Here is a 24,873-nt window from a genome sequence, read left to right on the forward strand (position 1 = left end):
AATTCAGTAAACCACTTCAACCCGAGCAGTGAAAGGTATTGACGGTGATGTGAAGCTCAACCGGGCCCTCTGGGTGATGGCTGAGAATATGCTGCAGCTTGCTTCATGATCTCTTCCACTATTTTCCCTTAACGCCTTTCCGAAGATTCGGAAGGGCTTTTCTTTCTAAGGAGCAACCATGTCTACGATCAATTTATCCCCGGTATTTCCTGCAAACGAGCAGCGAGTCATCCAGCGAGCATTACGTCTGCTGGAGAAATACCAGCGTCAACCGAGTGAGTCATTTACCTCTACCAGCCTTACAAAAACCTGGCTGCAACTGCAGATGGCTCACCTGGAGCGGGAAGTCTTCATCGTAATGTATCTCGACAATCAGCATTGCCTGCTGGAGCGAGAAACACTGTTTACCGGCACGCTCAGCCATACCGAAGTGCATCCCCGCGAAGTGGTTAAATCAGCCCTGAAACATAACGCTGCTGCGGTCATTTTGGCGCATAACCACCCGTCCGGCACGACAGAAATCAGCCAGCAGGATAAACATGTCACGCAGCGAATTGCTAAAGCCTTGGCTCTGGTGGAAGTGCGTGTGCTGGATCATCTTGTGGTCGGGAACGAAGTGGTGTCTTTTGCTGAATGTGGCTTGTTATGAGGTGCAGAATGAAAATCATCAGTAAGAGCCAGGCGATGCATATTTATCGTCAGCATCCCGAATCCAGGCTATCTGCCTTCTGTACAGGTCACTACCAGTGGCATGGCAGTGTATGCCATTACTATGGACATGAAGTTCAGCATATCAGCGGCGTACTCGCTGTTTTTGTTGAACGTCGTCAGGACCGGGCAGGCCCGTACGCTATTCTTCGCTGCGTGACGGTGAACTAATCATCCCACTCAATCATTAAGGAGTATATTAATGCAGTCGACCACCATATCCGGCACATCGGCGGAGAACACATCCTGCCTTCAGTGGGGATTAAAACGTAATATCACGCCGTGCTTCGGCGCTCGTCTGGTACAGGAAGGCAACCGCATATACTTTTTGGCTGACCGGGCAGGATTTAATGGCTCATTCAGTGACGCAGAAGCATTGAGTCTGGACCAAGCGTTTCCACTAATGGTGAAACAGCTTGAGCGGATGCTGACAACTGGCGAGCTTGATCCTCACAACCAGCACTGCGTCACACTGCATCACAATGGACTTACTTGTGAAGCTGACACTCTCGGCTCTTATGGCTACGTTTATATCGCCATTTATCCCCATCAGCTATAACCAGTTAACACCTTCCTCTACTTTTATCAGGGAATCAACTCATGCATATTTCGACTGTACCGAAAACAGTGACGGTTTCGTCACGCCTGTCTCCTGTCCAAGTTTGGCAAAAACTATTAACGTATATTTTAGAGCATCATTACGGCCTCACGATCAACGACACACCGTTCAGTAACGATACGACGATTCAGGAACATATAGAGGCGGGAGTGAATCTTACTGATGCTGTTAATTTCCTTGTGGAACGATTCGAGCTTGTGCGCATTGACCAGAAGAGTTTCTCCTGGCAGGATCAAGAACCCTGGATAACATCTTTGGATGTTCATCGGGCACAGTCCAACCTTGGCTTGAAACGCCCATAAATCAGCCAACTGATCCTTAAGGAAAAACATGTGGGGGCATAATCGGGGGCACATCAGTAAAGCGCATAGGAAAATAATCAATAAATTCAACATGATTAACCACCAAATGCGACTCCTGTGATCTCCGCCAAAATTCTCTAAAGTTACCTCATTTCATATAAACTCTAACGCTTATCCTTAAATTAACTATTTTAGGTTATATTTTAATAACCCTCTGAGCATTTATTTAAGACTCAGAGGGCAATAAAAGATCTTCGGAATAGCTATACAAGATAGTACTTACTTACCGATTTATCGAATAAGTTGAGAAAATATGGTGCTGTTATATTTTGACTAACACCAATCTTAATTGTTGTAGAATTTTTATAAAAAAGATCAAAATGATATCGAGGATGAATTCTTCCATTTTCATTATCAGGATCATCATCAAATCTAAAGTATCCGTGATCATCTGTTATTAGAGAAGTAAAAATATCGCAATAATTAGCAGCTTCACGATACTCAAGGTTGAAATTTTCTGTAAGAGAAAATATTACCTCTTCATGCGAATACCCATAATCTCGACAAGCACCAATAGCGTTTCTCATCATTGATATGAACTCAGCATTAACAACTTTATTATAGTCTTCGTAGTTAAAAACAACATTACCACCATAGTCAATTACTTTAAAAGGTAATGACATTGTAAAAAAACCATCAGATTTCTTAACCAATATCCTAGCATATGCTCCAGAATATACTGCGAAATCGAAATCATTATGGTTAACTGTTCGGCAATGACCACATAAATTAATTATTTCGACAACCAACAATAAATTGGTTAAATTGTCAAAGGTGTCACGTACTGATACAAATTTACTTGTATGATAATCGGGTATATCAGAGAAAAGAAATACACTCATAATATTTTATTCCTTTCATATTCTAACTCAATAAGCTTCATTAAGTATGATTCAGAATAATCATCAATATCCTCAATTATTTTTGTAACACTACTAATCACCTTTGCAATCAACCTTGGTGATGCAGAGCGAGGAATGCAATAATCTTTAACAATTTTCTCAATAGAAAAACCATCTTCCAGAACAATAAAATCGTTTTGATTGTTGATTTCTTCTGGTGTTGGAATCCTTACACATAAATTATTATTTTGAGTAAGACCGGTTAATCCATTAGTAACTTGTGTTGTTATTTCTTTTTCAGCAAAATGACTTAACATAAGATGGCTCTCTAAAAAGGAGCGAGCCATCATCGTATAAAGTGCATTTCTAAATGAGGGATGTCTTTGAAGTTTTCTAGCAAAACATATAACAAAAGGAAACTCTAAACCTTTTGCATTGTTTATATTAGATATAAATAGCTTATCCATTTGCCGAGACTTTGATTCAAATGAGACATTTGAGTCCCAATTCAATTGCTGTTTAATATCCAATCGCAATCGCGAAATTGCCTCATAAATGTATTGGCCACGATCAATGAAAATTATTGCAATATCACCTTGCTCGGTTGAAGGATGTCTATTACGTATATTATTAATTACTGAAATTATTCTTCCAGAAATAGTGTCACTTTCATCTAATGAGTGAATGTGTGTGCTTTTATAATCAGCAGGAATATCTTCGAAACGCCTTAAAGGATCTCTACTTAACAATGCCTTACCATCATTTTCATCATAGTTATAACCACACGCATCCCATTCATTTGGTTTCAACCATCTCAGCACCGGTTGCTCAAAAAGTCCCATACCAAGAGCATGAGAAAACATTAAATTTTTAGGATCAGTACGATAGCATTTTTTCAAAAGCATATCGGCTCTATTTACATTTTCATCTATTGGCCTGAAAATATTTTGAAAAACGTCTCCAGCCACAAACACTTTTTTCTCTGTAACTAGTTCACATAACTCTACAAAGCTTGAAGAGAAATCTTGTCCTTCATCTATAAATACATAATCAAAAGCTTTTTTTATATCACCCCCTTGACTTTTAATATCTAAAATAGCTTTCTTACATAAATCATCAAAAGTACCGGCGGCTAAGCTTCCAAAAGATATCTCATAAAAATAGCAGATATATCTATACATACCAGAGAATGGATCCTTCCCGCTTCCCCATGAGTGAAAACAAAAAAGCTTATTATTCCAGTCTATTTGTCTCTCAACTCGCATAAAATCGAAAAAATCAGGAATTCTGCTTTTCATTGAAGAAGCAAGGATTTTATTGAAACAGGTAAAAGCAATTTTTGCTTCTAAATCCTGAGAATATATTTCTTTTAATTTATGTAAAAGTAGCTCTGTTTTTCCAGAACCGGCCAAACCCTGAATTACATATTTTTTATTATGACCACTTTTAAATACAAAGCTAGTCTGATCAGTATCAAACAATATAATTTTTGATTTTACACTGTCAAGGAGATTATCAGTATCCATCTTTATTTTAGATACATCATTAATGCTTCCGACCATTAAGGAAGTCAGCAAATCAACGACCCTAGCCTCTGCCTTATCAACTTGATAATCTTCAAAGCTTAAGTTTTTTGCATCTGTTTCAATAAATAAAGATTGCCAAGATTTTTTTCTGCCAATTTTCTCCCTATATTTAAACTTCTCGGCTAAGAATGAAACATCCTCTTTAAAATCCTCAACAAAATCTTCAAAAAGATCAGTGTCTTCACCAATGTTCACTAAGCAAGGTTTCATTCCTGATGAAAATATTGCTATCGCATCTTCATAATCGTAGGTTATATCTTCCTTCGATAAGGGTTTACAAAGAACATATGTTTGTTTTTTCCTTTTGTTTGCATATTCTTCTATCTGTTCTTTTATATTAGCTCTTTCAGCTAAAGCTTCTGCATCATGTGTATAAAAGCAATATCCAGACATTTTTTCTCCTAATTATTAAGTAGTCTAAGGCGGCAAGCTTCTTTAACCCACTTACTAAAGTTTCCCTTTCCCGCTGCCTTTTCAATCTGCTCCAGAAGCTCATCCTCAAACCGAATATTCTTCATCGTGCTCTTGGTGCGGTCAAAATTAGGTTTCTTTTTCTCTTGCATGGTAGGTACCACTTCGGTTAATTTATCTGCATGTGGTACCTACCACATGGATTCGGAATTTTGACAACGCCCAGCAGTGTTGGAGCACTAAAGGGCGTCTAACCTCACCAACTATCAAGGAGTTGATTATGGCTGATTCGCATTCTACCCCAGACACCGACCAATCCGGAACCGAGCGTTCGTTAATTGTGGGATACCGCCCGAATGTTTACGACAAATCTACACCAAAAATCATCCTTTCCGGCAAGTGGCTGCGCGCGGCGGGGTTTGATACCGGACAGCAGGTCACAGTAAAGGTCATGAAAGGATGCATCGTTCTGGTGGCGTATAACGAGCAGGAGCAGCGTTTGCAGGATGATTATAAACGGACGAAAGCAAAGCTTATTGAGATAGAGGACGCGCTTGCAGCGATCCAAATTCCACATGCTGGAAAGCGCCTCACAAAATCAAATACAAACCATCTGGCGTAGCGGCTATTTCTGGCATACTACGAGCTTACAGACATTATCCTTATGAAGCATTTCTGATAAGGGTTAACGGGTCGAAAATGCAGTTGTTCGGTTTTATCGAACAACTGCCAGCGAGGCAGCCAAGTGAAAACCTTAAATGAAGTGATTGCGTCACGCTCACCGGAAAGCCAACAGCGCATTCAGGAGATGGCAGAGGAAATGTTCCTCGAAACCGGTCTGCAACTTCTGCGTGAAGAGCTCCAGCTTTCGCAAAAACATGTCGCCGATCTTATGGGCGTAAGTCAACCTGCGGTAACACAGCTGGAGCAGCGTGGAAACGATCTTAAGATTGCTACGCTTAAGCGTTACATCGAAGCGATGGGCGGAAAACTTAGCATTAACGTGGAACTCCCCACTGGCAAGCGGGTTGCGTTTCATCTCTAACGCGATTGTATCCGCAGTTGATGGCGCAACTATATAAGCCGCATTTTACATCCACCTCAGAAAATTAATTCTGCGACGTGCGCCATACCCCAGGCGTACAACCGTACTCCGTCTGAAAATGACGAATAAAGTGCGCGCAGTCGCTGAATCCCATCCGCTGCGCAATATCCGTCACGCTTTGCTGCGAGTTCTTCAGCAGCCAGCAAGCATAGCGCAGTCTGGCGCTGCGGATAAATTCGCGGGCCGTTTTGCCGAATTCTGCGTGGAACAGACGGTTGAGCTGGCGTTCACTCAATGCCACTTCTCGCGCAAGCCCGGCGGTGGTGAGCGGCCGGGTCAGGAACTGTTCTATCAGCATGACGGCGCGGCGCAACCGCGAGTCAGGGATAAGCGCAAGATTCGCCGGACGTGGGGTGGCAATTTCATGCGGAACGAGCGACAAACGCTGACAGGTGGTGCTGGCGATATCATCCCCGGCATGGGCGCGGATAAGCTCAGTTGCCAGCGTCAGGGTGGAAATACCGCCCGGGCAGGTCAGCACATCGCCATCGTCGATGAAATCATACCCTTGCTCAGCATAAACCAGCGGGAAAGCCTGCCGAAATGCATCAAGGTGGAAAGGATGGATGGACGCTCGTCGTTCATTCAGCAATCCTTCCTGTGCGAGGACAAAACTGCCGGTGCCAATGCCAATGAGCGGAACCCCGGCATGGTGGGCATGTGCCAGATACGCTTTATCCCCCTGATATCCTAAGTCCAGATACTGCAATTCACCGCCGATAACAGCAAGGTAGTTAAAACTGTCCGGCGGCCCATGGGGAGAATCCGGCCTCATGATAATCCCCGCATTGCTGATAATCGGGATATCAGGAAATTCACTTATCAGGCTGATTTTAAATGCTAATTTATCCTGAGCTTTCGCTGCATAACGCAGCGCTTCCAGCAATCCAGATACCGCCAGAAGTGAATAACGGGGCCATAATATCAACCCAATATGCAGACACTTTTCCGGTACTGATTTCCCCCCATCGGAGGAGTCAAATACACTTTTCATTTACTTGCCAAATTTAAAATTAATTACATTATCGCAACATGATCTGTCGCACTTTATATTTCTAAGATAATACTGATATTTTAAATCAAGCATAAATGAGACGGGAGGAAAATATAATGCTTTTCTCGTTTACATCATTCTTTTTTTGAACCACGACACACATATGTCGGTAATGTTCCTAAGGTAAAGATATAGTTACCATTATGTTGTTCATTGATACGCATATAAATACTCTTGCCCGGATACACAAAAAATTGCGGTTCATATTTTTCCAGCCAGCTGTCTTCGACATTATCGTCCGGGAACGTCATATTGTTTTCTGACGTCAGCAAATAGAGGCGATCTTTTCTCTCCACCCGAAAGGAAATTTTCCTGTCGATGGTTTTACCCGGATCGCTCTTTGCCCGGCCATTCATGCTCAGGGTGCCGAATTTCCCGTCGAAGGTGTAATTCAGCCAGACCGTCAGCGTCTCATCCGGATGGTGCTGTACCAGATTAGCCTGGCATGAAAAAGGCTGAACGTAAGATCGGTGCCACAGGTAATAGCCCGTCAGCACGCCTGCCGTGACGAGGCCCGTCACGATGACATACAGCATCTGCCGAAAACGAGTCATGCTAGCTATCCTTCAGGAAATAATCAGATATACAGCGGTTCGGTTCTTTCATTGGCCGGTCGCAGCGAATAACCGACGCACGAGGAAGCAGGGCGTACCAGCTGATGTAAACCCAGGGATATTGCGCGCATTCAGCCTTGAATTGTTCTACATAGGTCAGCGCGGAAGCGCGTTCAGCGTGAGTCTGAATGTCGTTCGCAAGATAAACGCGACAGGCCCCGACGGATGCCGCAAAACGATAATCCTCAACAAAACGGTTTTCCCTGACGTTCATATATCCCGTCACGCCTCCCACGGCCAGGATGATCAACAGCCCCATGACGACAGCCAGCCAGCGCGTGGACTTCCTGGCAACGGGCGCTGCTGGCGCGGAGGATGCAGAGACCTCCTCGATCGCTGGCACCTCCTCACATTGTCCCTCTGCGGGTTGAGGCGCGACAGGCGAAGGCTCTCTGACGGTTATTTGCGTGTCGCTTGCCAGCGTCAGCCCAATACGGGGAATGGTAACGATAGGGTCAGTTTCAAAACCAATCTTTTTGAGCCCTTTGCGCAGAATGGAGATGTTCTGGTAATAGGTATTGGAGGAGACAAGCATGCCGCGGCTTTGCCAGACAATATCAAGGAACTCTTGCTGAGTGACAATCGACCCCGCTCTGTCGATTAATAACAACAGGCATCGGCCTGCTGGCGAATTTAACACAACCACACGGTCAGGATTGTTGATATCACGTAACGTGCTGGCCGCAGGATGAAATTCGACGATATTATTTATAATGTAATGCTTATGCATAGGGGCAGTATGAATTCTCCGGTTAACAGATGTTGAACCTGAGTCACCGCATGTATGTGATGACATTCGCGTCGGGATTAATGTGACTGATTAACGGCATGCTGTATATCTTCGCCATTGGCGAAAAATCTTAATTTATATTTCATCCCTTAAGCTTCACTGAACCTGCATAAGAACTCAACCCTTGTAGAATGGGGCTTGCAGAGCCGATTCATCCGCGATCATCCTCATTATGATGTTTTGTGAAGTGAATTTCCGCTCCACAGAAGTATCTGACTATCGGCAGCATCTCATTTATCAGAGCCTCTCCTTTTGGCGCACCCCTCGCCTCTTGACATTGACAAATATCTACATAAAAAAACATTGTACGCCACGGACATACGTGTCTGAAATATTCAGTACTCTTAAGCCTTAAGTTTTCTCAACCTGACCAATATCAGTAAGTTATATGGTTTTTGTATGCTTTTCACCCACCTCTCTATCAGTTTTTATCGATGATAACATTCGTAAATTGTTATTCCCCGTCAGCAACTTCACACCCGCACTGACACCAGACGACAAACTCCTTACAAAACATTTATCAAAGCTAAATTTTCATTAAAAATAGCGGCTATCATAATTTACAGAAAGCGAAGCGGAATAAGACCAATCAGAGGGAAGCGTCGTAACCGGTCTCGATCTTAGTAATTAATACAATTTTAGATTAATTCAGATTACCTCTTTATTGGCCGACGTATAGTAGGCCTACACTATGCAATACGTCATTGCTTCGAGAATACTGGCGATACCCTTATAAATAATTCGCCTGATTACTATTATAAATCGAGGAATAACATGACGAACAATAACCAAATAACACAGCATATTACTGTTGCATTGATGGGCGGCGATCATTATGCAAGAAACGGCATTAAAACGTTATTACGCAGCATCCGCGACGACCTTCACATCATTATCATCGAAGGAGGTTATCAGGAACTGGATAAGGCGCTGTCGTCGATTCGTATCGATATCTTATTTATATCCGGCGCAGAGAAATACCATACAGGGTATGGCTCACTGAAATATTTAAAAAAAATCAAAGCCACGCATCCAGAGGTGATTATCTGCCTGTATTCAACCTATGCCCATTCCCTGTTATGGGCCAGGGAAGATATTGATGCCTATATCTCGCTACAGAACACGGTTTATCAGTGGCGGATAAAGCTAGCAAAAATGGTCGATAGCCATTATCGGCCCCAAAAGCAGCCAGCGGCGTTATCGCTGACGCCTGGAGAAAGGAGGGTATTAAAGGAACTCAGGAACGGACTGGATATACGTTACATCGCAGAACTGGAGAAACTTTCTTATCGCCGCGTGAGCGCTTTAAAAAGCTCAGCGATAAGAAAACTCGGGCTCAGGAATAAGACAGATTTGCTGGTCTTTTTAACCAGTTAGACCTGCCGCTTTCAGAGCAAATCTCGTAATAAAAAAACCAAGGAACCATGAAATGAAAGCACGCCTTACTTGCCATTCTCTGCTGGCATTAAGCATTGCCGCCCTGCTGCCAGCGGGCTCAGCACTGGCCGCCACCACCAGCGGCGGCACGGTTAACTTTAGCGGTAAAGTGGTGACCTCCGCCTGTGCCATCAGCGCCGGTAGCGCGAATATCGACGTCGACATGGGTGAAGTGCGTACCGCCACGCTGGCTGCCGCAGGCAGTGAAGCCAGTACCGCAAAAGCCTTCTCCATCACGCTGGAAGATTGCGAAATCGCCGATACCTCCGCGTCCACGGAAGATAACCCCATTGCCGCAACGACTGTGGCTATCACCTTCACCGGTACGCCGGACAGTACCGATGTGAATAGCCTGGCCGCGGGAGTAAACGGCGGCGCGGGCTCGGCGCAGCATGTCGCTATCCGTCTTTATGATGAACAGGGCAACGTCGTCAGGCTGGGTGAGCCGGCAGCAGCGATCCCCCTGCGTGCGGGGGCGAACACCCTGAACTTCAGCGCGAAATATTACTCCCCACTGGGCAACGCCACGGCGGGTGATGCCAGCGCGGTCGCAACCTACACCGTGACCTATTCGTAATCTTCAGGCCCGGTCTGCTGGCCGGGTCTGACTCAGCTTTCAGGAGACGCACAATGCGCGTAAACACATGGATTTGTCTGGCTGGCACGTTATGTTCATCCGCCGTGTATGCAGGCGGCGTGGGGTTGGGTGCAACGCGGCTGGTCTACGCAGGCGCGACGACGCAGACGATGATGCAGGTAAGAAATACCCACCCTGATGCCACGTTCCTGATCCAGTCATGGATGGAAGACGAGAAAGGGAGCCGTACCAACGACTTCGTCATCACGCCGCCGCTGTACGTCATGAAGCCCGCCAGCGAAAGCGCGGTGAAAATCATGTTCAGCGGCAACGCACTGCCAGCCGATCGCGAAACGCTGTACTGGATGACGGTCAAAGCTATCCCACAGCAGGTTAAAAACGGTTCCGGCAATTCGCTGCAATTCGCCTCTGCCAACCGCATCAAGGTCTTTTATCGCCCTGAGTCGCTTCGGGAAGGCGCAGGAGAGGCATGGAAAAACCTTGCAGGCGCCTACCGCGCGGGCAAGGTCACGCTGACCAACCCAACGCCGTATTACCTCACCACCATTAACCTGAAAATTGATGGCAGGCCGGTGTCGCCCGTCATGGTGCCGCCGAAAACCAGCGTGACGCTGGCAGACACCTTCAGCCATGCGAGCAGCATGAGCTACCAGACGATTAACGATTATGGGGCCTGGACGCCCGTTACCCGCACGTCATTGTCCCAATAATAAAAACAGTAAGGCGTGACCACATGAAAATTAAAATCCTGTGCGCCACGGCGATCGCCCTGGTGATTCGGCAAGCCGTGGCTGCCGAAAGCGAGCTGCACTTTAATCCTGCGTTTCTTAACGGCGAACAGGCAAACAGTGCCGATCTCGCCTGGGTCAACGCCGGGAGCGCGTTGCCGCCGGGCGAGTACAATCTTAACGTGTATATCAACACCCAGTTCGCGTTCACAGGTAACGTCACGTTTCGCGTCGCTGAAAACACCGCCGGTGAAGCCCTGCCGTGCCTTACGCCTGCGCAATTCGCCGCACTTGGCATCGACAGCCGTCAGGCGAAAGGGGGTGAGCTGTCGCCTGCGCAGCGCTGCATTTTTTTAACCCGGTCGTTCGCCGATACCCGGTTTGATTTTGACCAGAGGACGCTTACCCTCAACTTCACCGTACCGCAAAGCGCGATGCGCGCTCTGCCGCGCGGGTACGTCAGCCCGGAGAGCTGGGAATCCGGCATCCCTGCCGCGTGGCTGAACTATGTGGTCAATGGCGCGAATAATGACTACCGGGGCGAGACGCGCACGCGGGAACAACAGCTGTTTGTGAGCCTGAACAGCGGCGCCAACCTGGGCGCATGGCGGCTGCGTGATTTCACCACGTGGACCAAAGAGAGTAACGAGCTCACCCACGTCCAGACCTGGCTACAGCGGGATATCCGCGCCCTGCGTGCCCAGGTTTATGCCGGTGAAACGTTCACCTCATCGCAGGTGTTTGACGCCGTTGGCCTGCGTGGGATTGCCCTGAAGACCGATGACAATATGTTGCCCGCCAGCCTGAGCGGTTACGCGCCTGAAGTGCGCGGCATCGCGCGCAGCAATGCCACGGTGACGGTTCGCCAGAACGGTAACGTTATCTATCAAACCTCGGTTCCGCCGGGGGCGTTTGTGCTGAAAGATCTCTATCCAACCTCTTCCGGCGGCGATCTCGCGGTCACCATTCAGGAGAGCGACGGCAGCCAGACGCAATACACCCTGCCCTTTGCCAGCGTGCCGAATCTGGTGCGTAACGGTCAGGTGAAATATGCTCTGGGGGCCGGGAAATACCGCCCTGCGGGCAATCAGATCTCGCCCTCCTTCGCGCAGGGCGAGCTGTTCCTGGGCTGGCGATACGGTCTCACGTTTTATGGCGGGGCGCAGTTTTCCGATCGCTACAACGGCCTGGCCTTCGGTATCGGGCAGAATCTCGGCCGCTTTGGCGCCTACTCCCTCGACCTCACCCATGCCCGCAGCCAGCTGGCTGATAATCAGCACTACACCGGGGATTCGGTGCGCCTGCGGTACAGCAAGCTGCTGAACGATATCGGTACGCGGGTCAATTTCTTCTCGCTGCGTTACTCAACGGCAGGGTTTTATACTCTCAGCGATACCACTTACAAAGGCATGGCGGGCGGCGCGCCAAAACAGACCGTGGAAGACGATGGCACCGTCACCACTCACTACGACACGGTTTACAACCTGCATATGTCGCGTAAGGCAAAAAATCAGCTGCTGTTGTCGCAGCCGATGGGCGAATACGGCGCGCTGTCTCTGTCCTGGGATCAACAAACCTACTGGAATACGTCAAAAACCACGCAAAGTTTGCAGTTCGCGTGGAACGCAACGTTTCGTAATCTGTCGCTTGGCATCAGCGCCCAGCGTAGCTCTAGCCTGTACGACAACAAGAAAGACAATATCCTTGCGTTGTCCCTGTCGGTGCCGCTGGGTAACCCGGCGCTGTCGACCCGCCTCCGTTTTACCGCTACCCATGCGGATCCCGCTGGCACCACCGCCAGTACCGGTGTCAGTGGTTATCTGCCGGGACAGGAGAATCTTTTCTATAGCGTCAACCAGCGCTACAGCGCGCAGCAGCACTACGGCGGCGATGCCGCGCTGCAATACGAGGGCGCGTGGGGAGACTATAACCTGGGCTACAGCTACGCCAGTAACTCCCGCAACCTCAGCTACGGGATGAGCGGCGGTGCGGTGCTGCATGAGGATGGCCTGACGCTGAGCCAGCCGCTCGGGAACACCAATATCCTGGTGAAAGCCCCGGGCGCCAGCCATGTCGCCGTGCTCAACCACAAGGGCATCAAAACCGACAGCCAGGGCTATGCGGTGATCCCGTACGCCACGCCGTATCGCGTTAATCAGGTTGCGCTGGATGTCACCACCGTGGGCAATGACGTGGAGCTTGAGAACGCCATCGCCAATAAAATCCCCACCGACGGGGCACTGGTTCGCGCCACCCTCACCACGCGTCAGGGGGCAAAAGCGATGTTTATCGTGCGTCACGCTAAAGACGTGCTCCCCTTCGGCACGCTGGTCTCGTCAGAGGATGACAACGCCAGCGGTATCGTCGGCGATGGCGGCAGCGTGTATCTGACCGGCCTGTCAGCGAAGGGAACATTGCATGCCGTATGGGGACGCGACAGCGCCCAGCGCTGCACGATCCGCTATGCGTTGAACCCGAAAAATTATCAGGCCCGCACCGGGCTGTATTCCCAGGAGGTCATATGTCAGTAACCGTCCGGTTTCTCCCCCTGATCCTGCTGATGTTCATCACCGTCCCCGTACACGGCTATGACGTGCTGGTTTCCGTGACCGGCAACGTGATCGGCAATACCTGTATTGTCTCGGAAGATTCGAAGGAGCAAAACGTGCCGCTGGGCACCCTCGGCGTAAAGCAATTTAGCGAGGCGGGGGCAGTCAGCAATATCAAAACGCCCTTCACGCTCACCCTTGAAGCGTGCGGCCCTACCTTTGCTGGCGTGAAAATCCGCTTCAGCGGTACGCCGGATGACGAAAACCCGCAGCTTCTGAAAGTCGCTGACGGCGGCGCGACCGGCGTGGCGGTGCAGATTCTGGATAAAGACAGCGTACTTATCCCGCTGGACACCCAAACCACTGCTTACGGCGCGGCGGGGGATGACAGCGTAAAAATGACCTTCTATGCGCGACTGGCCGCCACGGGTGCGCCGGTCAATGCCGGAGACGTTTCGGCAGTGGCGACCTGGACGACGGAGTATCAATAATGCGTTTACTTTTTTTAGGCCTGTTTTTCATGACCTCTCAGGCGCTTGCCCTCTCCTGGACATCGGATATCACCCTTTCGCCAACACCCATGTCATGGTCCGGCCCGGCAGATTCCATCGTGCCCGGAAATACGATCGGCTCTGAATGGAGCGCCACTGCGAGCGTCTCGGAAGTGTTCTGGTGCGGCCTGGTTTTTACCTGCTCCAAAGGGACGCTGGAGCCGAGCAGCAGCGTAACGGCCACCGGCATCACGGTTATTCTTGATGGTGCAAATTACATGGTATTTGAAACGGGCGTGCCCGGCATCGGCTTCATTCTTGGGCTTAAAGATTATAACGGCACCACCTATGTCCCGATGCAGACGGGCATTACGCAGAGTTATCCGGCCGACGGGACTAACGGTTACGCCTCCACACTGGGCTGGTCGGCAAAAGTGACGTTTATCAAGACCGGCGTTCCGCTGAAATCCGGCGTATACCAGACCCCCACCATTAATGCGGCGATCCTGACGGCCTATAACAACGAAGTGAAAACCGCGCAGGTGATCATCAACCCGACCACCATCACGGTGACGGCAAGCGGCTGCACGGTAGGCACGAAAAGCGCCAACGTCGACCTGGGCACCATTGATGTTCACACGCTACCCAGCGTAGGCAGCACCTCGCCATCGGAGGCGTTTAACGTCAGCCTGACCTGCGATGAGAACGTGGCGGTTAACGCAGTAATGACCGATCAGACCACGCCGTCAAATACCTCGTCGGTCGTGACGCTGACCGGGGACTCCACGGCCTCCGGCATTGGCGTGCAGTTTTTCTATAACGGTACCGGGCCGCTGATGATGGGGCCAGACAGCTCGGCCGCAGGCACGACGGGACAGTTTTTCATCCAGACCACCAGCGCAGCACAAACGCTGTCGCTGCCGTTCCAGGCGCAGTACATCCGAACCGGAGAGCTGGTCCCCGGCTCGGCTAACGCCCTGGCGAGCATTACGTTTTCGTATCAGTAGGTCAGTGTTTAACCCACACCAGTTGATCGACCCGGAAGCCCAGATCGCGTGCGGTATTCAGGTAGTCCTGTTTTACCGCCTCCGGAATGGTCGGGGTGCGCGATAAAATCCACAGGTAGTCGCGGTTCGGGCCGCTGACCAGCGCGTACTGGTACTTATCGTCCAGCTTGATCACGTTATAGCCGCCGTAGAACGGGCCGAAGAACGATACCTTCAGCGCAGCCGTAGTCGGTTCGCCGGTAAAGTACGCCTTTCCTTCGCTCTCATTCCACTTGTTCTTCACCGGATCATAGCCACGATTCAGTACGCTGATACCGCCATCGCTGCGCTTGCCGTACGTCGCGGTCACCTGTTCCAGACCGCGCTCGAAGCGATTTTCCAGTCGGGCGACTTCATACCATTTGCCGAGATAGCGGCTGGCATCAAAGCCGGTAATGGGCTGCACGCCTTTCGGCGGCGTGGGAGATTTACAGGCAACCAGCGTCAGCGCAATGGCGACACCGGTAACGACAGGCCATAGCCTCATGAGAACTCCTTTCATTTACGCGGTTGGACGTTAAGTGTAGCGCACCCGTGCGGCGCTTCATCCCGTCGGGGAATATTCGTAGTATATTGAGACTACTCCTTCTCTTCGGATGCAGACATGGCTTACTCCATCGGCGAATTCGCCAGACTCAGCGGCATCACCGCCACCACGCTGCGGGCGTGGCAGCGACGCTATGGATTACTCAAACCCGAGCGTACGGACGGCGGTCACCGCCTGTACAGCGATGAGGACGTTCAGCAGGCGCTGAAAATCCTCGACTGGGTTAAAAAAGGCGTACCCATCGGCCAGGTAAAATCACTGCTGGAACGCCCTGTGCCGCGCCGCGCCAATAACTGGCAAACCCTGCAACAGGCCATGCTGCAAAAGTTGCAGGAGGGGAAAATTGAATCCCTGCGTCAGATGATTTACGACGCCGGACGCGAATACCCAAGGCCAGAGCTGGTCACTAACGTGCTGCGTCCGTTGCGCAGCCAGATATCGGCCAACGTCGCCGCCGCCATGACGCTGCGTGAAATCCTCGACGGCATCCTCATCGCCTACACCTCGTTTTGCCTTGAGGGCGATAAAAAAGCGCCGGGCGATAACATCCTCATCAGCGGCTGGCATCTGAACGACCCGTGTGAGATCTGGCTTGAAGCCCTGACGCGCACCGGCCAGGGCCACCGCATCGACATACTGCCGGTTCCCCCTGCCGCGCTGGCCCCGGAAATTTTTCCGGATCGCAAATGGCTGCTGGTTACCAGCGGTAAACTTACCGCCGCGCGGAAAAAGCAGGTTGCGCAGTGGCAGCAGCAGGTTTCCCTTGAGGTAATTATCCTCTGATTATTTTCTGCTGTGGCAAACTTCACGAAAAGTTGAATATTTTTTCGCGCAGCGAGTGCTAACGTTTTCCTGTCACCGACAACTCAACAGGAAAACACGATGAAAAAGACACTCCCTCTGATGATACTGGCTACAATGGCTTTCGCCCCTGCCGCATTCAGCGCCCCGGCAGGCACCCTGAGCGTCCACGTTCTGGACCAGCAAACCGGTATGCCGCCAGCGGATGTGGCCGTCACGCTGGAAAAGCAGGAGCAGAACAAGTGGACCCCGATTGCCAGCGGTAAAACCGACCACGACGGGCGTATTAAATCGCTCTATCCGCAGGATCAGGATATGACGCCAGGCGTCTATAAAGTGACCTTCAAAACCGCAGATTACTTCCACGGCAAAAAGCTGGACTCCTTCTTCCCGGAAGTGCCGGTGCTGTTCACCGTCACCCGCACCAATGAAAAACTGCACATCCCGCTTCTGCTCAGCCAGTACGGTTACTCAACCTACAAGGGCAGCTGATTGCTCTTGATTTTAAAGACGATTAAAAAATAATCCCGTCAATACTTGGACAAATACGCATTGTTGTGTAACTTTTAGATATGAGATCGGGAGGTGCACATCATGACAACAAAACCTGTGCTGGGTATTAGCGGATGTTTGACCGGTTCCGCCGTTCGCTTTGACGGCGGACATAAGCGTATGGGCTTTGTGATGGATGAGCTGGCGCAGTGGGTCGCTTTCCGCCCGGTATGCCCTGAAATGGCTATCGGCCTGCCCACGCCTCGTCCGGCGCTGCGCCTGGTGATGACCACTGGCGGCGAGACAGAAATGCGATTCAGCAAAGCGCCGCACGATGACGTCACGCAGAAGATGGCCGCATTTACGGCAGATTATCTGCCGAAAATCGGCGATCTGTCAGGGTTTATCGTCTGTGCAAAATCCCCTAGCTGCGGCATGGAGCGCGTGCGGCTGTACGACGAAAACGGCAACCGGGGCCGCAAGGAGGGAGTCGGGCTGTTCACCGCCGCCCTCCTTGAAACTTTCCCCTGGCTGCCCGTCGAAGAAGACGGTCGCCTGCACGATCCGGTACTGCGGGAAAACTTTGTTGAGCGCGTTTTTGCTCTCCACGAACTGAACGTAATGCGTAAAAATGGCCTGACGCGCCGTGCCCTGCTGGACTTTCACAGCCGCTATAAGCTTCAGCTTCTGGCGCACCATCAGGCAGGCTACCGTGAAATTGGTCCGTTCGTGGCATCACTGCATGAGTGGGACGATCTGGACGCGTTTTTCGTGGCCTATCGCGACAAACTGATGAATATCCTTAAAAAACCCGCTTCGCGGAAGAATCACACTAACGTGCTGATGCACATTCAGGGCTATTTCCGTAACCAGCTGAACAGCCGCCAGCGCGGAGAACTGCGTGATGTGATCCTGCATTACCGGGACGGACTGCTGCCGATCCTCGCGCCGCTGACGCTGCTTAAGCATTATCTGGCTGAATACCCTGACCGGTACCTGATGACGCAAAACTACTTTGATCCCTATCCTGATGATTTGGGTCTGCGTCTGGCCGTTACCTGATAAGAAAGAAGCGAAGGCCCATTGACCCACAGAGGCCCAAAGCTGTACCCCGTTTAGACGACACCCTCACTGTCGTCTTTTTTTTGCGCTCAGCGTAAAATACTGTAATTCTGTACAGGTTAAGCATGCACAGCGGAGTACCCCGATGATCAAAAATCTGCATATTCAGAACTACCGCTCAATTCGCGATATGTCGCTTGAGCTGGAACAGCTCAACATCGTGTTCGGCCCCAACGGCACCGGAAAATCCAATATTTATAAAGCGATTTACCTGATGCACAGCGCGGCGCAGGGGCAATTCTCCCAGGCGCTGGCAAACGAGGGGGGGATTTTGAAAGTGTTCTGGGCGGGCAAAACCCGCAGCGATCAGCTGCGGCGCATGAACCTGGCGGTGGAAACGGAAACCTATGAATATGAGCTTCAGGTCGGGTTCGTGGAAAAGCTGCCCTATCCCTCACAGTTTCAGCTCGATCCGGTGATCAAAGAGGAAGCTATCTGGCTGAGCGGCCAGCACCGTCGTCCGTCGTCACAGCTGATGAAGCGTAAGAATCAGGCGGTTTTCCTGAACAACGTGCATCACGAAAAAGTGACCCACAGCGGTACGCTGTATGAGAACGAGTCGGTGTTCGGGCAGCTCGGCGAACCGCACCTCTATCCCGAAGTGTCGCAGATGCGCGAGTCCCTGCGTAACTGGCGCTTTTATCATGAGTTTTCCGTCTCATCCGGCTCGGCGATCCGTGCGCCGCAGGTGGGCTTTCGTTCCCCGGTGCTGGCCAGCGACGGCGCGAACCTGGCCGCCGCGTTTCAGACCATTGTCGAAATTGGCGACGAGCTGCTGCTGATGCGCATTCTCGACCAGGCCTTCCCCGGCTGCGTGTTTTACAGCGACAACACCGGCGGGCGCTTCCGCATGATGATGCAGCGCGAGGGGCTAAGCAGACCGCTGGAACCGGCAGAGTTCTCCGACGGCACGCTGCGTTTTCTGTGCCTGGCGGTGGCGCTGTTAAGCCCGCGCCCTCCCGCATTCATCGCCCTCAACGAACCGGAAAACAGCCTGCATCCGCAGATGCTGCCCGCTCTGGCAAGCCTCATTGCCGAGGCCAGCCGCTACTCGCAGATCTGGCTCACCAGCCACTCGCCGGAGCTGGCACAGTTGATTGAGAAGCACCGATCGTTTTCGCTGTATCAGCTGTCGATGATGGAGGGGGAGACGCGGATGGAGCGGCTGGGGTAATTGTCATCCTCACCGGTAGTGCTGAGAGAACCGCTTTTTATCTTTTCTGGAAGCGTCATAAGTTAACTCCTTATTTTGGTTAAAATCTGCCTGGTCAATGTCTTAAAAGGACATCGATTGGGAGTAAACATGATCTGGTTTCACCTTTCCATGCGGATAGCGGACATACGCTGGAGCGTATTGACATACTTGATGGAAAAAATAGGTATGGGGTTTTCAAGCGCAATAATGACGTTATTCAACAAAATAAGGAAATAGGGAAATGTCTATACCAGCATACTTATGGCTTAAGGACGACGGTGGAGCATTAATCAAAGGCGGAGTTGATGTTCAGCACAGAGAGTGCAGCATTGAGGTTAAAGGGTTCCACCACAATCTCATGATCCCAACAGATAACGCAACCGGCAAAATAACCGGTACACGTATGCATTCCCCTATGCTGATCATTAAAGAATTCGACTGCTCTAGCCCATATCTTTATAAAGCAGTTGCGACAGGTCAAAGCCTGGTGTCAGCAGAAATAAAATGGTATCGGATCAACTACTCTGGTCAGGAAGAGGAATACTTCAACATGCTGCTTGAAGGCGTGCGAATAGTTTCGATTTCACCGGCAATGGCGCCAGGGGATAACCCTAACGAAAACCATATGGAAACGGTCGAACTGCGTTACGAGAAGATTACCTGGAAGCATAACGACGGGAACATTATCTTCAGCGATGCATGGAACGAACGCCAGTCAGCATAGAACGCACAAGGGGCGCTTAGCCCCTTAATCATACAACCAGCGCCCCGCTTTGGCAGACTCAATTATCATTTCGAGCGTTAGCGGCTTGTACTGACGATCTCGAAACTTCTTTCTTAGCCCAAACTGGAACCAAAAAAGCTCGGGCTCAAAGTAGTTATCCATGACAAAGTTGCTGTGCTCAATTTCATACCGGTTGAAAAGGTCGAGCAGCATCTCCTCCAGATCTTCAGGTACGAGGTTAAAATGCTCCTGGAAGGTCCATTCCTTCAGGGCAGGACGCTTGCGCTCACTGTAGTTCTCAGTAATGTAATCTAAAAATTCCTGCTCATCCGGCAACAACATTAGAAATAGGTCCAGGCAATCCGATCTTTCGGTCGGGCAATGAGGTTGTACTTGTTTCTGGTTTCTCTGGCAACTAGGGCAAAGATAATTACCGCCTGGGCATAGCCAACAAAGGGAACTGCTCTTCCCACGACGGCCCCAACCTTATTTGTCTGTCTGGTTTTACCCATACCGATGATAGTCTCCACTCTCATGCCTTCAGGAAAGTGGACCCCCTTTAAAATGCGACGCGCTACCTTGGACGCGATACTTGTACGCGAACCGGACGCACCCAACACCTTACGCTTGGGTAATATAGGCTGCCCCGCCAGGATTGTTGCAGCAGTCTCCACAGTTACGCCCAGATGGTTCGCCAGACCCTCAGCGAATATCAGCAAAAATAGCTCCTGTGGGGTTACGTTCGCATTCCCGTGATAGAAATACGTCCCGCCAGATTCCTCTACTGTGTCCATAGCATAATCCATTAATCAAAGAGATAAAAGTTAAACCCTTATATTTGTTAAGGATAACAAGGCAATACCACTTTGATTAAATTCAGAAAAGTGCCTGCATAAATGCTTCAAAATGAAATCGGGTCAATCGATAAACCGCTTGCGTACCCTTTCCAGCGGCGCAATCAGCAGATTGATAAGCGGTTTACGATCGATAACGATATCGGCGTTCACCGTCATCCCGCCCATCAGCATGCGCTTTTTCTTGTCCGGGTCGGTAAACCAGGAGGGGACGCGCACTTTAGCCAGGTAATAGTTCTGCCCTTCCTGGAGCGGGATCAGCGCCGAATGGGCATCAATGTTTACCTCATAGAAATCGGACAGCGTCGCCTCCACGGAACCGTATTTGTCCACGGGCCAGGAGTCGAAGCGCAGCTTAACCTTATCGCCTTTCGCCACGCGCCCCACCCCCGTTGCCGGAACATACAGGTACCCCTCCATCGTCGCCGCGGTATTTTTACGGATCACCACCACCACCTCGCTGTTTTGCGTAATGGCCCGGCCTGGCGGGAAGTTAATCGCCACCACGTAGCCATCTGAAGGGGCCAGCATCGCCATGGTGGAACTCCCCCGGCTGGACAGGTTGCGATCGATTTCGCTGATGCGGTTTTTCACGTACAGCTGCTCTTCGCTCAGCGAATCAATTTGCGACTGGGTGCTGTCGGTCAGGCTGGTTTTGCGCGCCTCAAGCTCAAGAATAGTGCTCTCCTCCAGCGTCAGGTTGAGCTGGGCGTTGAGCACATCGTTATGGCTTTTATCGAGATCCACTTTGGAGACATAGCCCTTCCCGGAGACGGATTTCCACGCCTCGTAGGTGTCGGTGCTGTTTTTTAACAGCGCGCGCAGCTTCTTCACCTTATCGCGGGAAACGGCGATCTGCTTGTCAGTGAGAGCCAGCTGCTGCGCCAGATTTTTGCGATACGATGCTATCGAGTCCTCAATGGCCTGGATGCGCTGCTCGCTGCGCTTTTTCTCCGCTTCCATCTGCTGGCGGTCAAACTGCACCACCGAGCCCTGCTTGCCGCCATAGTCCTGCGACACGGTGAACAGCGGATCGTTTTCCTTCACGTACTGGCCGGGCCGGACGGCAAAATCAACAAGGGTTCCGGACTCTCTGGCGCGCACCTCCACATCGCCCTGCGCCGGGATCAGCACCCCGCGTGCCAGCGTGGTTTCCGAAAAGTTGAAAGCAATCGCAAAGACCAGCAGGCAGAGAAAAAAGGCGATGAACAGCGTCAGCACGGTTTTCAGCCGCGGCGCGTTGATTTGATAGCTTTTTGAGAAGTGGTGCGGGATTAGCGCCCGACGCTGTCGGCTTCGGTTTTTTAATTTCACGATATGTCATCCATGATAAATCACTGAAAGATCGTCCCATCCACTCCAGAGCGTGGGGGTTTTGCGCAGCGCGTTCAGCGTGTCGGCGGCGGCCAGACGGTAATCCTCTGGCGCATACGCCTGGCTCTCCAGCCCAAACTCTGCCGCGTGCAGCGAACAGACCGGCAGCAGCGTTCGGACGCTGTAGCCATAACGCGATAAAAACCGCGTGGAGACGTCCGTTAACCACGCCTTGCGATCGCCTGCCTGAATTGGGAACAGTGGCGCATCCGGCAGGCGTTCATCCATCAGCAGCACCGTCACCAGGCGCTGAGGGGCGAAAAACGAGCCGGCGCGCCGTCCGTCGTGTGCGGCCATCAGCTTGTGCAGCGCAGGGTGACGGGTAATAAACTGAAAGCGCACATCATCTGGCGCGGTGGCGAGCAGCGCATCCATAATCAGGCCAAAGCCCGCCCAGCGCATGCCCAGTAGCAGGGTGCGAGATGAACTGTAAAATGCCTGCTCCTGCGTCCACTGCGCCACGTACGCATGCAGATCGAAGCGAACGTTGCGCGCCCACAGCGCGGGCGGGAAAATCTGTTCCACGAAGTTAAACCCGCTCAGCTCATGGGCGTTCTGATGCAGAAAATCAGCCGGCACATCGGCCTCCGGGCAGGGCATAAACTGGCTGTAGTTTTGCGCAATCCGGTTTGCCATTAAGGTGCGTCCGGCCTGGCGCGCGCAGAGTAGGGCATAGAGACGCGGCAGAAACATCATGGCGCACTCTCCCGCAGGCTTCCGTTTTCCATGGTATAGAGACGCCCCTGACAGCCCACCACGTCCGGCGAGTGGGTGACAAATACCAGGCCAATCCCCAGGCTACGCAGGTTCGCCAGCACCTTTTGCGCGGTGGTCTTATCCAGGTTCGCCGTCACTTCGTCGCAGAGCAGTAGCTTAGGCTGGCTGTACAGGGCGCGCGCCAGGACCAGACGCTGCATCTCCCCGGCCGAGAAAAAGGTGTTCCCCGGCAGCATCTCCGTTTCGTAACCGTGCGGCAGACGGGCGACGACGTGGTCCACTTCCGCCAGCCGACACGCGGCGATGACCTGCTCTTTATCCGGCGCGCTGTCAAAGCAGGCGATGTTGTCCAGAATCGAGCCGGTGAAGAGAATATCGTCTGCATGAACAATGCGGATGTGCTGGCGCAGCGAGGAAAGATCGCACTCTTCAATGGGGATCTTATTGATCCGCAGCGTGCCAGACGATGACAGCAACATGCCGGAGATCAGACGCAGCAGCGTGGTTTTTCCCGACCCGCTCTGGCCCACAATCACCGCCTCTTCGCCCTGCTTCAGGGTCATGTTGATATGCTGTAGCGTGGCCTCCCGGCCTGGATAAGCAAATGAGACATCCTCAAATTGCAGACAGACCGGCGAGGTGACAATCCGCTTCCCAAACTGGCTGGTTTCAGAGGGGGCAAACAGCAGGTCGCCCACGCGATCCAGCGGCCCCTTAAGGGCATTTTTGTCCAGCAGCTTCTGCGCCACCTGCACCATGGCATCGGAAAAATAGCGCTTATAGCTGATATAGGCGTACAGCATCCCGATACTCATCTGCCCTTCCAGGATCAGCCACGCGCCAAAGCAGACCACCAGCAGCTGCTCGGCATTGATCACCAGCAGCGAAGCCACGTCAAAGCGGGCCAGCAGCCGCTCTTTACGCATCAGCCCGGCGATGTGTTCGCGCTGGGATTTGTCCATCACCGCATCCCGGGCCTGCTCCATATTGTTCGCCTTGAGCGTAATGATCCCTTTCTGTGTCTCTACCAGCAGAGATTCATACTGGGCGGTACGCTCGATGGAGTCATCCACCGCGCGTTGATAGGGGCCGATCAGCGAAAAGCGGATCAGGAAAAACACGCCCATCAGCAGCATCGTCAGCAGCGCAATTTTGACGTTATACAGCAGCATAAACAGCAGGCTGGTGACGGCGATCAGGCTGGAAAAGAGAATTTGCACGTAACCATTGCTGATGAACTCCGCGCAGGCGTGGAGCGATTTTTCAATAGCCAGCACGATGCCCGGCGGGCGCGAGCGGAACCAGCTGGTCTGGGTGCGCAGCATGTAGTGGCGCACGGACTGGCTTAAATCGTCATAGGCAATGTTACGCATCAGGATCTCAAGCAGCTGCTTGAGGAATTTACCGATGACTTCAAAGATAAAGACGATAGCGAAGATCGCGGTGAGCAGGATCACCAGATCGCTGTCGCTGCGGGAAATGGCCTCATCCATAATCAGCTGCACGTAGGTGGGGCTCGCCAGCATGGTGATGAGAGTAAAAATACAGAGCACAAACAGCAGCAGCTGGCGCTGGAACAGGCTCGGAGATTTATTGGCTAACCGGCCAAGCGTGAGCTTTTCATCCGGGGATTTCTTTTCGAAACACGGCGTGGGCTTAAGCTCAAGCACATAGCCGGAAAACAGTTTTTCCGCCTCTTTCAGGCGGTAACGACGCACGCCGCTGGCCGGGTCGTGAACGGTCACGCTGCGGCTGTCGATCTTCACGATGACCACGAAATGGTTGCCGCGCCAGAAGGCGATGAGCGGCAGCTCAGACGTTTCTATTTCAGTGATTTCGCCTTTAAGCACCCGGCCAGACATATTTTTATCGCTGGCAAGGGTCAACAATTCCGCCATTGAGGTTCCCGCATCGGCGGAAACGGAAATCTCCCGGCGCAGCTGGCTGACGGAGACATGGTGGTCATAGTGCCCCAACACCATCGCCAGGCAGGCCAGTCCACATTCGGTAAATTCATGCTGGCGAATAACAGGGGTCTTACCCTGTTTTTTATACTGAAAGAGCGAAAACATAATGATCCGTGGCTGAAATAAAAAAATGGCCCGGC

29 protein-coding genes and 1 pseudogene are annotated in these 24,873 nt (G+C 51.3%); 18 read left to right on the forward strand and 12 right to left on the reverse strand.

Features of this window, described 5'->3' with window-relative positions; genetic code table 11:
• Positions 1-19: 19 nt before the first annotated feature.
• From CKK19_RS20115 to CKK19_RS20135, 5 genes and pseudogenes are all read left to right on the forward strand, one after another.
• Positions 20-109, forward strand: a pseudogene (locus tag CKK19_RS20115) (DUF945 domain-containing protein); the annotation flags it as partial.
• 69 nt (positions 110-178) lie between these two features.
• Positions 179-649 (forward strand): RadC family protein, encoded by a 471-nt coding sequence (radC, locus tag CKK19_RS20120; protein WP_032294514.1) that lies wholly within the window; start codon positions 179-181, stop codon positions 647-649.
• An 8-nt stretch (positions 650-657) separates the two neighbouring features.
• Complete coding sequence (locus CKK19_RS20125) at positions 658-879, forward strand: DUF987 family protein (protein ID WP_054627868.1); 222 nt, start codon at positions 658-660, stop codon at positions 877-879.
• A gap of 31 nt (positions 880-910) precedes the next feature.
• Positions 911-1,267, forward strand: a complete 357-nt coding sequence (locus CKK19_RS20130) for a type IV toxin-antitoxin system YeeU family antitoxin (RefSeq protein ID WP_054627869.1) — start codon at positions 911-913, stop codon at positions 1,265-1,267.
• A gap of 41 nt (positions 1,268-1,308) precedes the next feature.
• A complete protein-coding gene (locus CKK19_RS20135; protein WP_071605960.1) occupies positions 1,309-1,629 on the forward strand; it encodes a TA system toxin CbtA family protein in 321 nt (106 codons plus the stop codon).
• Between the two features lie 263 nt (positions 1,630-1,892).
• On the opposite strand, the gene CKK19_RS20140 is transcribed toward CKK19_RS20135, so the two are convergent.
• The 3 genes from CKK19_RS20140 to CKK19_RS20150 are packed head-to-tail and all read right to left on the reverse strand — an operon-like array spanning position 1,893 to position 4,680.
• The gene (locus CKK19_RS20140; RefSeq protein WP_074174429.1) at positions 1,893-2,531 is read right to left on the reverse strand and encodes a hypothetical protein; all 639 of its coding nucleotides are present in this window, start codon (positions 2,529-2,531) and stop codon (positions 1,893-1,895) included.
• A complete protein-coding gene (locus CKK19_RS20145) occupies positions 2,528-4,510 on the reverse strand; it encodes a DEAD/DEAH box helicase (protein ID WP_063854033.1) in 1,983 nt (660 codons plus the stop codon). Before CKK19_RS20145 ends, CKK19_RS20140 begins: the two co-directional genes overlap by 4 nt.
• Positions 4,511-4,518: 8 nt before the next feature.
• Complete coding sequence (locus tag CKK19_RS20150; RefSeq protein WP_074174428.1) at positions 4,519-4,680, reverse strand: YlcI/YnfO family protein; 162 nt, start codon at positions 4,678-4,680, stop codon at positions 4,519-4,521.
• A 128-nt stretch (positions 4,681-4,808) separates the two neighbouring features.
• On the opposite strand from CKK19_RS20150, the gene CKK19_RS20155 reads away from it, so the two are divergent.
• Positions 4,809-5,150 (forward strand): SymE family type I addiction module toxin, encoded by a 342-nt coding sequence (locus tag CKK19_RS20155; RefSeq protein WP_063854032.1) that lies wholly within the window; start codon positions 4,809-4,811, stop codon positions 5,148-5,150.
• 123 nt (positions 5,151-5,273) lie between these two features.
• Positions 5,274-5,573 (forward strand): helix-turn-helix domain-containing protein, encoded by a 300-nt coding sequence (locus tag CKK19_RS20160; protein ID WP_045335986.1) that lies wholly within the window; start codon positions 5,274-5,276, stop codon positions 5,571-5,573.
• Between the two features lie 64 nt (positions 5,574-5,637).
• Here CKK19_RS20160 and CKK19_RS20165 read toward each other — a convergent pair whose 3' ends face one another.
• The 3 genes from CKK19_RS20165 to CKK19_RS20175 form a co-directional block, all read right to left on the reverse strand.
• Entirely contained in the window at positions 5,638-6,519 is an 882-nt protein-coding gene (locus CKK19_RS20165) for a GlxA family transcriptional regulator (RefSeq protein ID WP_038415011.1), read from the reverse strand.
• A 242-nt stretch (positions 6,520-6,761) separates the two neighbouring features.
• Complete coding sequence (locus CKK19_RS20170; protein WP_063854031.1) at positions 6,762-7,241, reverse strand: hypothetical protein; 480 nt, start codon at positions 7,239-7,241, stop codon at positions 6,762-6,764.
• A 1-nt stretch (position 7,242) separates the two neighbouring features.
• Complete coding sequence (locus tag CKK19_RS20175) at positions 7,243-8,031, reverse strand: winged helix-turn-helix domain-containing protein (protein WP_063854030.1); 789 nt, start codon at positions 8,029-8,031, stop codon at positions 7,243-7,245.
• An 834-nt stretch (positions 8,032-8,865) separates the two neighbouring features.
• On the opposite strand from CKK19_RS20175, the gene CKK19_RS20180 reads away from it, so the two are divergent.
• The 6 genes from CKK19_RS20180 to CKK19_RS20205 are packed head-to-tail and all read left to right on the forward strand — an operon-like array spanning position 8,866 to position 14,901.
• Positions 8,866-9,468, forward strand: a complete 603-nt coding sequence (locus CKK19_RS20180; RefSeq protein WP_063854029.1) for a helix-turn-helix domain-containing protein — start codon at positions 8,866-8,868, stop codon at positions 9,466-9,468.
• Between the two features lie 52 nt (positions 9,469-9,520).
• Complete coding sequence (locus CKK19_RS20185) at positions 9,521-10,105, forward strand: fimbrial protein (RefSeq protein WP_023299002.1); 585 nt, start codon at positions 9,521-9,523, stop codon at positions 10,103-10,105.
• A gap of 53 nt (positions 10,106-10,158) precedes the next feature.
• Positions 10,159-10,836 carry a molecular chaperone gene (locus CKK19_RS20190; RefSeq protein ID WP_023299001.1) on the forward strand — a complete coding sequence of 226 codons (678 nt, stop codon included), beginning with the start codon at positions 10,159-10,161 and terminating at the stop codon, positions 10,834-10,836.
• Positions 10,837-10,859: 23 nt separating this feature from the next.
• On the forward strand, positions 10,860-13,385 hold the full coding sequence (locus CKK19_RS20195; RefSeq protein WP_063854028.1) for a fimbria/pilus outer membrane usher protein: 2,526 nt from the start codon (positions 10,860-10,862) through the stop codon (positions 13,383-13,385).
• Positions 13,376-13,894: a fimbrial protein gene (locus tag CKK19_RS20200; RefSeq protein ID WP_022646600.1), complete on the forward strand. Its 519-nt coding sequence runs from the start codon at positions 13,376-13,378 to the stop codon at positions 13,892-13,894. The genes CKK19_RS20195 and CKK19_RS20200 overlap by 10 nt, the downstream gene beginning before the upstream one ends.
• Positions 13,894-14,901 carry a fimbrial protein gene (locus tag CKK19_RS20205; RefSeq protein WP_022646599.1) on the forward strand — a complete coding sequence of 336 codons (1,008 nt, stop codon included), beginning with the start codon at positions 13,894-13,896 and terminating at the stop codon, positions 14,899-14,901. The genes CKK19_RS20200 and CKK19_RS20205 overlap by 1 nt, the downstream gene beginning before the upstream one ends.
• A 1-nt stretch (position 14,902) precedes the next feature.
• Here CKK19_RS20205 and CKK19_RS20210 read toward each other — a convergent pair whose 3' ends face one another.
• On the reverse strand, positions 14,903-15,427 hold the full coding sequence (locus CKK19_RS20210; RefSeq protein ID WP_022646598.1) for a lipocalin family protein: 525 nt from the start codon (positions 15,425-15,427) through the stop codon (positions 14,903-14,905).
• Between the two features lie 117 nt (positions 15,428-15,544).
• On the opposite strand from CKK19_RS20210, the gene CKK19_RS20215 reads away from it, so the two are divergent.
• The 5 genes from CKK19_RS20215 to CKK19_RS20235 all read left to right on the forward strand — a co-directional run bounded on the left by CKK19_RS20215 (position 15,545) and on the right by CKK19_RS20235 (position 19,821).
• Entirely contained in the window at positions 15,545-16,270 is a 726-nt protein-coding gene (locus CKK19_RS20215) for a MerR family transcriptional regulator (protein ID WP_022646597.1), read from the forward strand.
• 99 nt (positions 16,271-16,369) lie between these two features.
• Complete coding sequence (uraH, locus tag CKK19_RS20220) at positions 16,370-16,780, forward strand: hydroxyisourate hydrolase (RefSeq protein WP_063854027.1); 411 nt, start codon at positions 16,370-16,372, stop codon at positions 16,778-16,780.
• A 102-nt stretch (positions 16,781-16,882) separates the two neighbouring features.
• Complete coding sequence (locus CKK19_RS20225; RefSeq protein ID WP_022646596.1) at positions 16,883-17,842, forward strand: YbgA family protein; 960 nt, start codon at positions 16,883-16,885, stop codon at positions 17,840-17,842.
• Positions 17,843-17,987: 145 nt separating this feature from the next.
• Positions 17,988-19,076, forward strand: coding sequence for an AAA family ATPase (locus CKK19_RS20230; protein WP_023305168.1), 1,089 nt, complete (start codon positions 17,988-17,990; stop codon positions 19,074-19,076).
• Between the two features lie 262 nt (positions 19,077-19,338).
• The gene (locus CKK19_RS20235) at positions 19,339-19,821 is read left to right on the forward strand and encodes an Hcp family type VI secretion system effector (RefSeq protein WP_023298995.1); all 483 of its coding nucleotides are present in this window, start codon (positions 19,339-19,341) and stop codon (positions 19,819-19,821) included.
• A 24-nt stretch (positions 19,822-19,845) separates the two neighbouring features.
• On the opposite strand, the gene CKK19_RS20240 is transcribed toward CKK19_RS20235, so the two are convergent.
• The 5 genes from CKK19_RS20240 to CKK19_RS20260 all read right to left on the reverse strand — a co-directional run bounded on the left by CKK19_RS20240 (position 19,846) and on the right by CKK19_RS20260 (position 24,838).
• Positions 19,846-20,163 (reverse strand): DUF1493 family protein, encoded by a 318-nt coding sequence (locus CKK19_RS20240; protein ID WP_023298994.1) that lies wholly within the window; start codon positions 20,161-20,163, stop codon positions 19,846-19,848.
• Positions 20,163-20,615, reverse strand: a complete 453-nt coding sequence (locus tag CKK19_RS20245; RefSeq protein WP_032646726.1) for an STM2901 family protein — start codon at positions 20,613-20,615, stop codon at positions 20,163-20,165. Before CKK19_RS20245 ends, CKK19_RS20240 begins: the two co-directional genes overlap by 1 nt.
• Positions 20,616-20,738: 123 nt before the next feature.
• Positions 20,739-21,989 (reverse strand): HlyD family secretion protein, encoded by a 1,251-nt coding sequence (locus CKK19_RS25390; protein WP_023298992.1) that lies wholly within the window; start codon positions 21,987-21,989, stop codon positions 20,739-20,741.
• 6 nt (positions 21,990-21,995) lie between these two features.
• On the reverse strand, positions 21,996-22,745 hold the full coding sequence (locus CKK19_RS20255) for a hypothetical protein (protein ID WP_023305165.1): 750 nt from the start codon (positions 22,743-22,745) through the stop codon (positions 21,996-21,998).
• Entirely contained in the window at positions 22,742-24,838 is a 2,097-nt protein-coding gene (locus CKK19_RS20260) for a peptidase domain-containing ABC transporter (RefSeq protein WP_023305164.1), read from the reverse strand. Before CKK19_RS20260 ends, CKK19_RS20255 begins: the two co-directional genes overlap by 4 nt.
• Positions 24,839-24,873 lie beyond the last annotated feature (35 nt).

This window comes from Enterobacter sp. CCUG 70166 (assembly GCF_020224095.1).
Lineage (GTDB): Bacteria > Pseudomonadota > Gammaproteobacteria > Enterobacterales > Enterobacteriaceae > Enterobacter > Enterobacter intestinihominis.

What these genes read in the sequence shown, in the direction of transcription:
- CKK19_RS20235 (WP_023298995.1), top strand. Translation starts at nt 19,339, where the DNA reads ATGTCTATACCAGCATACTTATGGCTTAAGGACGACGGTGGAGCATTA.
- CKK19_RS20190 (WP_023299001.1), top strand. Translation starts at nt 10,159, where the DNA reads ATGCGCGTAAACACATGGATTTGTCTGGCTGGCACGTTATGTTCATCC.
- CKK19_RS20140 (WP_074174429.1), bottom strand. Translation starts at nt 2,531, where the DNA reads ATGAGTGTATTTCTTTTCTCTGATATACCCGATTATCATACAAGTAAA.
- CKK19_RS20225 (WP_022646596.1), top strand. Translation starts at nt 16,883, where the DNA reads ATGACAACAAAACCTGTGCTGGGTATTAGCGGATGTTTGACCGGTTCC.
- CKK19_RS20255 (WP_023305165.1), bottom strand. Translation starts at nt 22,745, where the DNA reads ATGATGTTTCTGCCGCGTCTCTATGCCCTACTCTGCGCGCGCCAGGCC.
- CKK19_RS20185 (WP_023299002.1), top strand. Translation starts at nt 9,521, where the DNA reads ATGAAAGCACGCCTTACTTGCCATTCTCTGCTGGCATTAAGCATTGCC.
- CKK19_RS20130 (WP_054627869.1), top strand. Translation starts at nt 911, where the DNA reads ATGCAGTCGACCACCATATCCGGCACATCGGCGGAGAACACATCCTGC.
- CKK19_RS20150 (WP_074174428.1), bottom strand. Translation starts at nt 4,680, where the DNA reads ATGCAAGAGAAAAAGAAACCTAATTTTGACCGCACCAAGAGCACGATG.
- uraH (WP_063854027.1), top strand. Translation starts at nt 16,370, where the DNA reads ATGAAAAAGACACTCCCTCTGATGATACTGGCTACAATGGCTTTCGCC.
- CKK19_RS20200 (WP_022646600.1), top strand. Translation starts at nt 13,376, where the DNA reads ATGTCAGTAACCGTCCGGTTTCTCCCCCTGATCCTGCTGATGTTCATC.
- CKK19_RS20180 (WP_063854029.1), top strand. Translation starts at nt 8,866, where the DNA reads ATGACGAACAATAACCAAATAACACAGCATATTACTGTTGCATTGATG.
- CKK19_RS20135 (WP_071605960.1), top strand. Translation starts at nt 1,309, where the DNA reads ATGCATATTTCGACTGTACCGAAAACAGTGACGGTTTCGTCACGCCTG.
- CKK19_RS20175 (WP_063854030.1), bottom strand. Translation starts at nt 8,031, where the DNA reads ATGCATAAGCATTACATTATAAATAATATCGTCGAATTTCATCCTGCG.
- CKK19_RS20125 (WP_054627868.1), top strand. Translation starts at nt 658, where the DNA reads ATGAAAATCATCAGTAAGAGCCAGGCGATGCATATTTATCGTCAGCAT.
- CKK19_RS20215 (WP_022646597.1), top strand. Translation starts at nt 15,545, where the DNA reads ATGGCTTACTCCATCGGCGAATTCGCCAGACTCAGCGGCATCACCGCC.
- CKK19_RS20210 (WP_022646598.1), bottom strand. Translation starts at nt 15,427, where the DNA reads ATGAGGCTATGGCCTGTCGTTACCGGTGTCGCCATTGCGCTGACGCTG.
- CKK19_RS20195 (WP_063854028.1), top strand. Translation starts at nt 10,860, where the DNA reads ATGAAAATTAAAATCCTGTGCGCCACGGCGATCGCCCTGGTGATTCGG.
- radC (WP_032294514.1), top strand. Translation starts at nt 179, where the DNA reads ATGTCTACGATCAATTTATCCCCGGTATTTCCTGCAAACGAGCAGCGA.
- CKK19_RS20245 (WP_032646726.1), bottom strand. Translation starts at nt 20,615, where the DNA reads ATGGACACAGTAGAGGAATCTGGCGGGACGTATTTCTATCACGGGAAT.
- CKK19_RS20260 (WP_023305164.1), bottom strand. Translation starts at nt 24,838, where the DNA reads ATGTTTTCGCTCTTTCAGTATAAAAAACAGGGTAAGACCCCTGTTATT.
- CKK19_RS20205 (WP_022646599.1), top strand. Translation starts at nt 13,894, where the DNA reads ATGCGTTTACTTTTTTTAGGCCTGTTTTTCATGACCTCTCAGGCGCTT.
- CKK19_RS20170 (WP_063854031.1), bottom strand. Translation starts at nt 7,241, where the DNA reads ATGACTCGTTTTCGGCAGATGCTGTATGTCATCGTGACGGGCCTCGTC.
- CKK19_RS20145 (WP_063854033.1), bottom strand. Translation starts at nt 4,510, where the DNA reads ATGTCTGGATATTGCTTTTATACACATGATGCAGAAGCTTTAGCTGAA.
- CKK19_RS20240 (WP_023298994.1), bottom strand. Translation starts at nt 20,163, where the DNA reads ATGTTGTTGCCGGATGAGCAGGAATTTTTAGATTACATTACTGAGAAC.
- CKK19_RS20155 (WP_063854032.1), top strand. Translation starts at nt 4,809, where the DNA reads ATGGCTGATTCGCATTCTACCCCAGACACCGACCAATCCGGAACCGAG.
- CKK19_RS20230 (WP_023305168.1), top strand. Translation starts at nt 17,988, where the DNA reads ATGATCAAAAATCTGCATATTCAGAACTACCGCTCAATTCGCGATATG.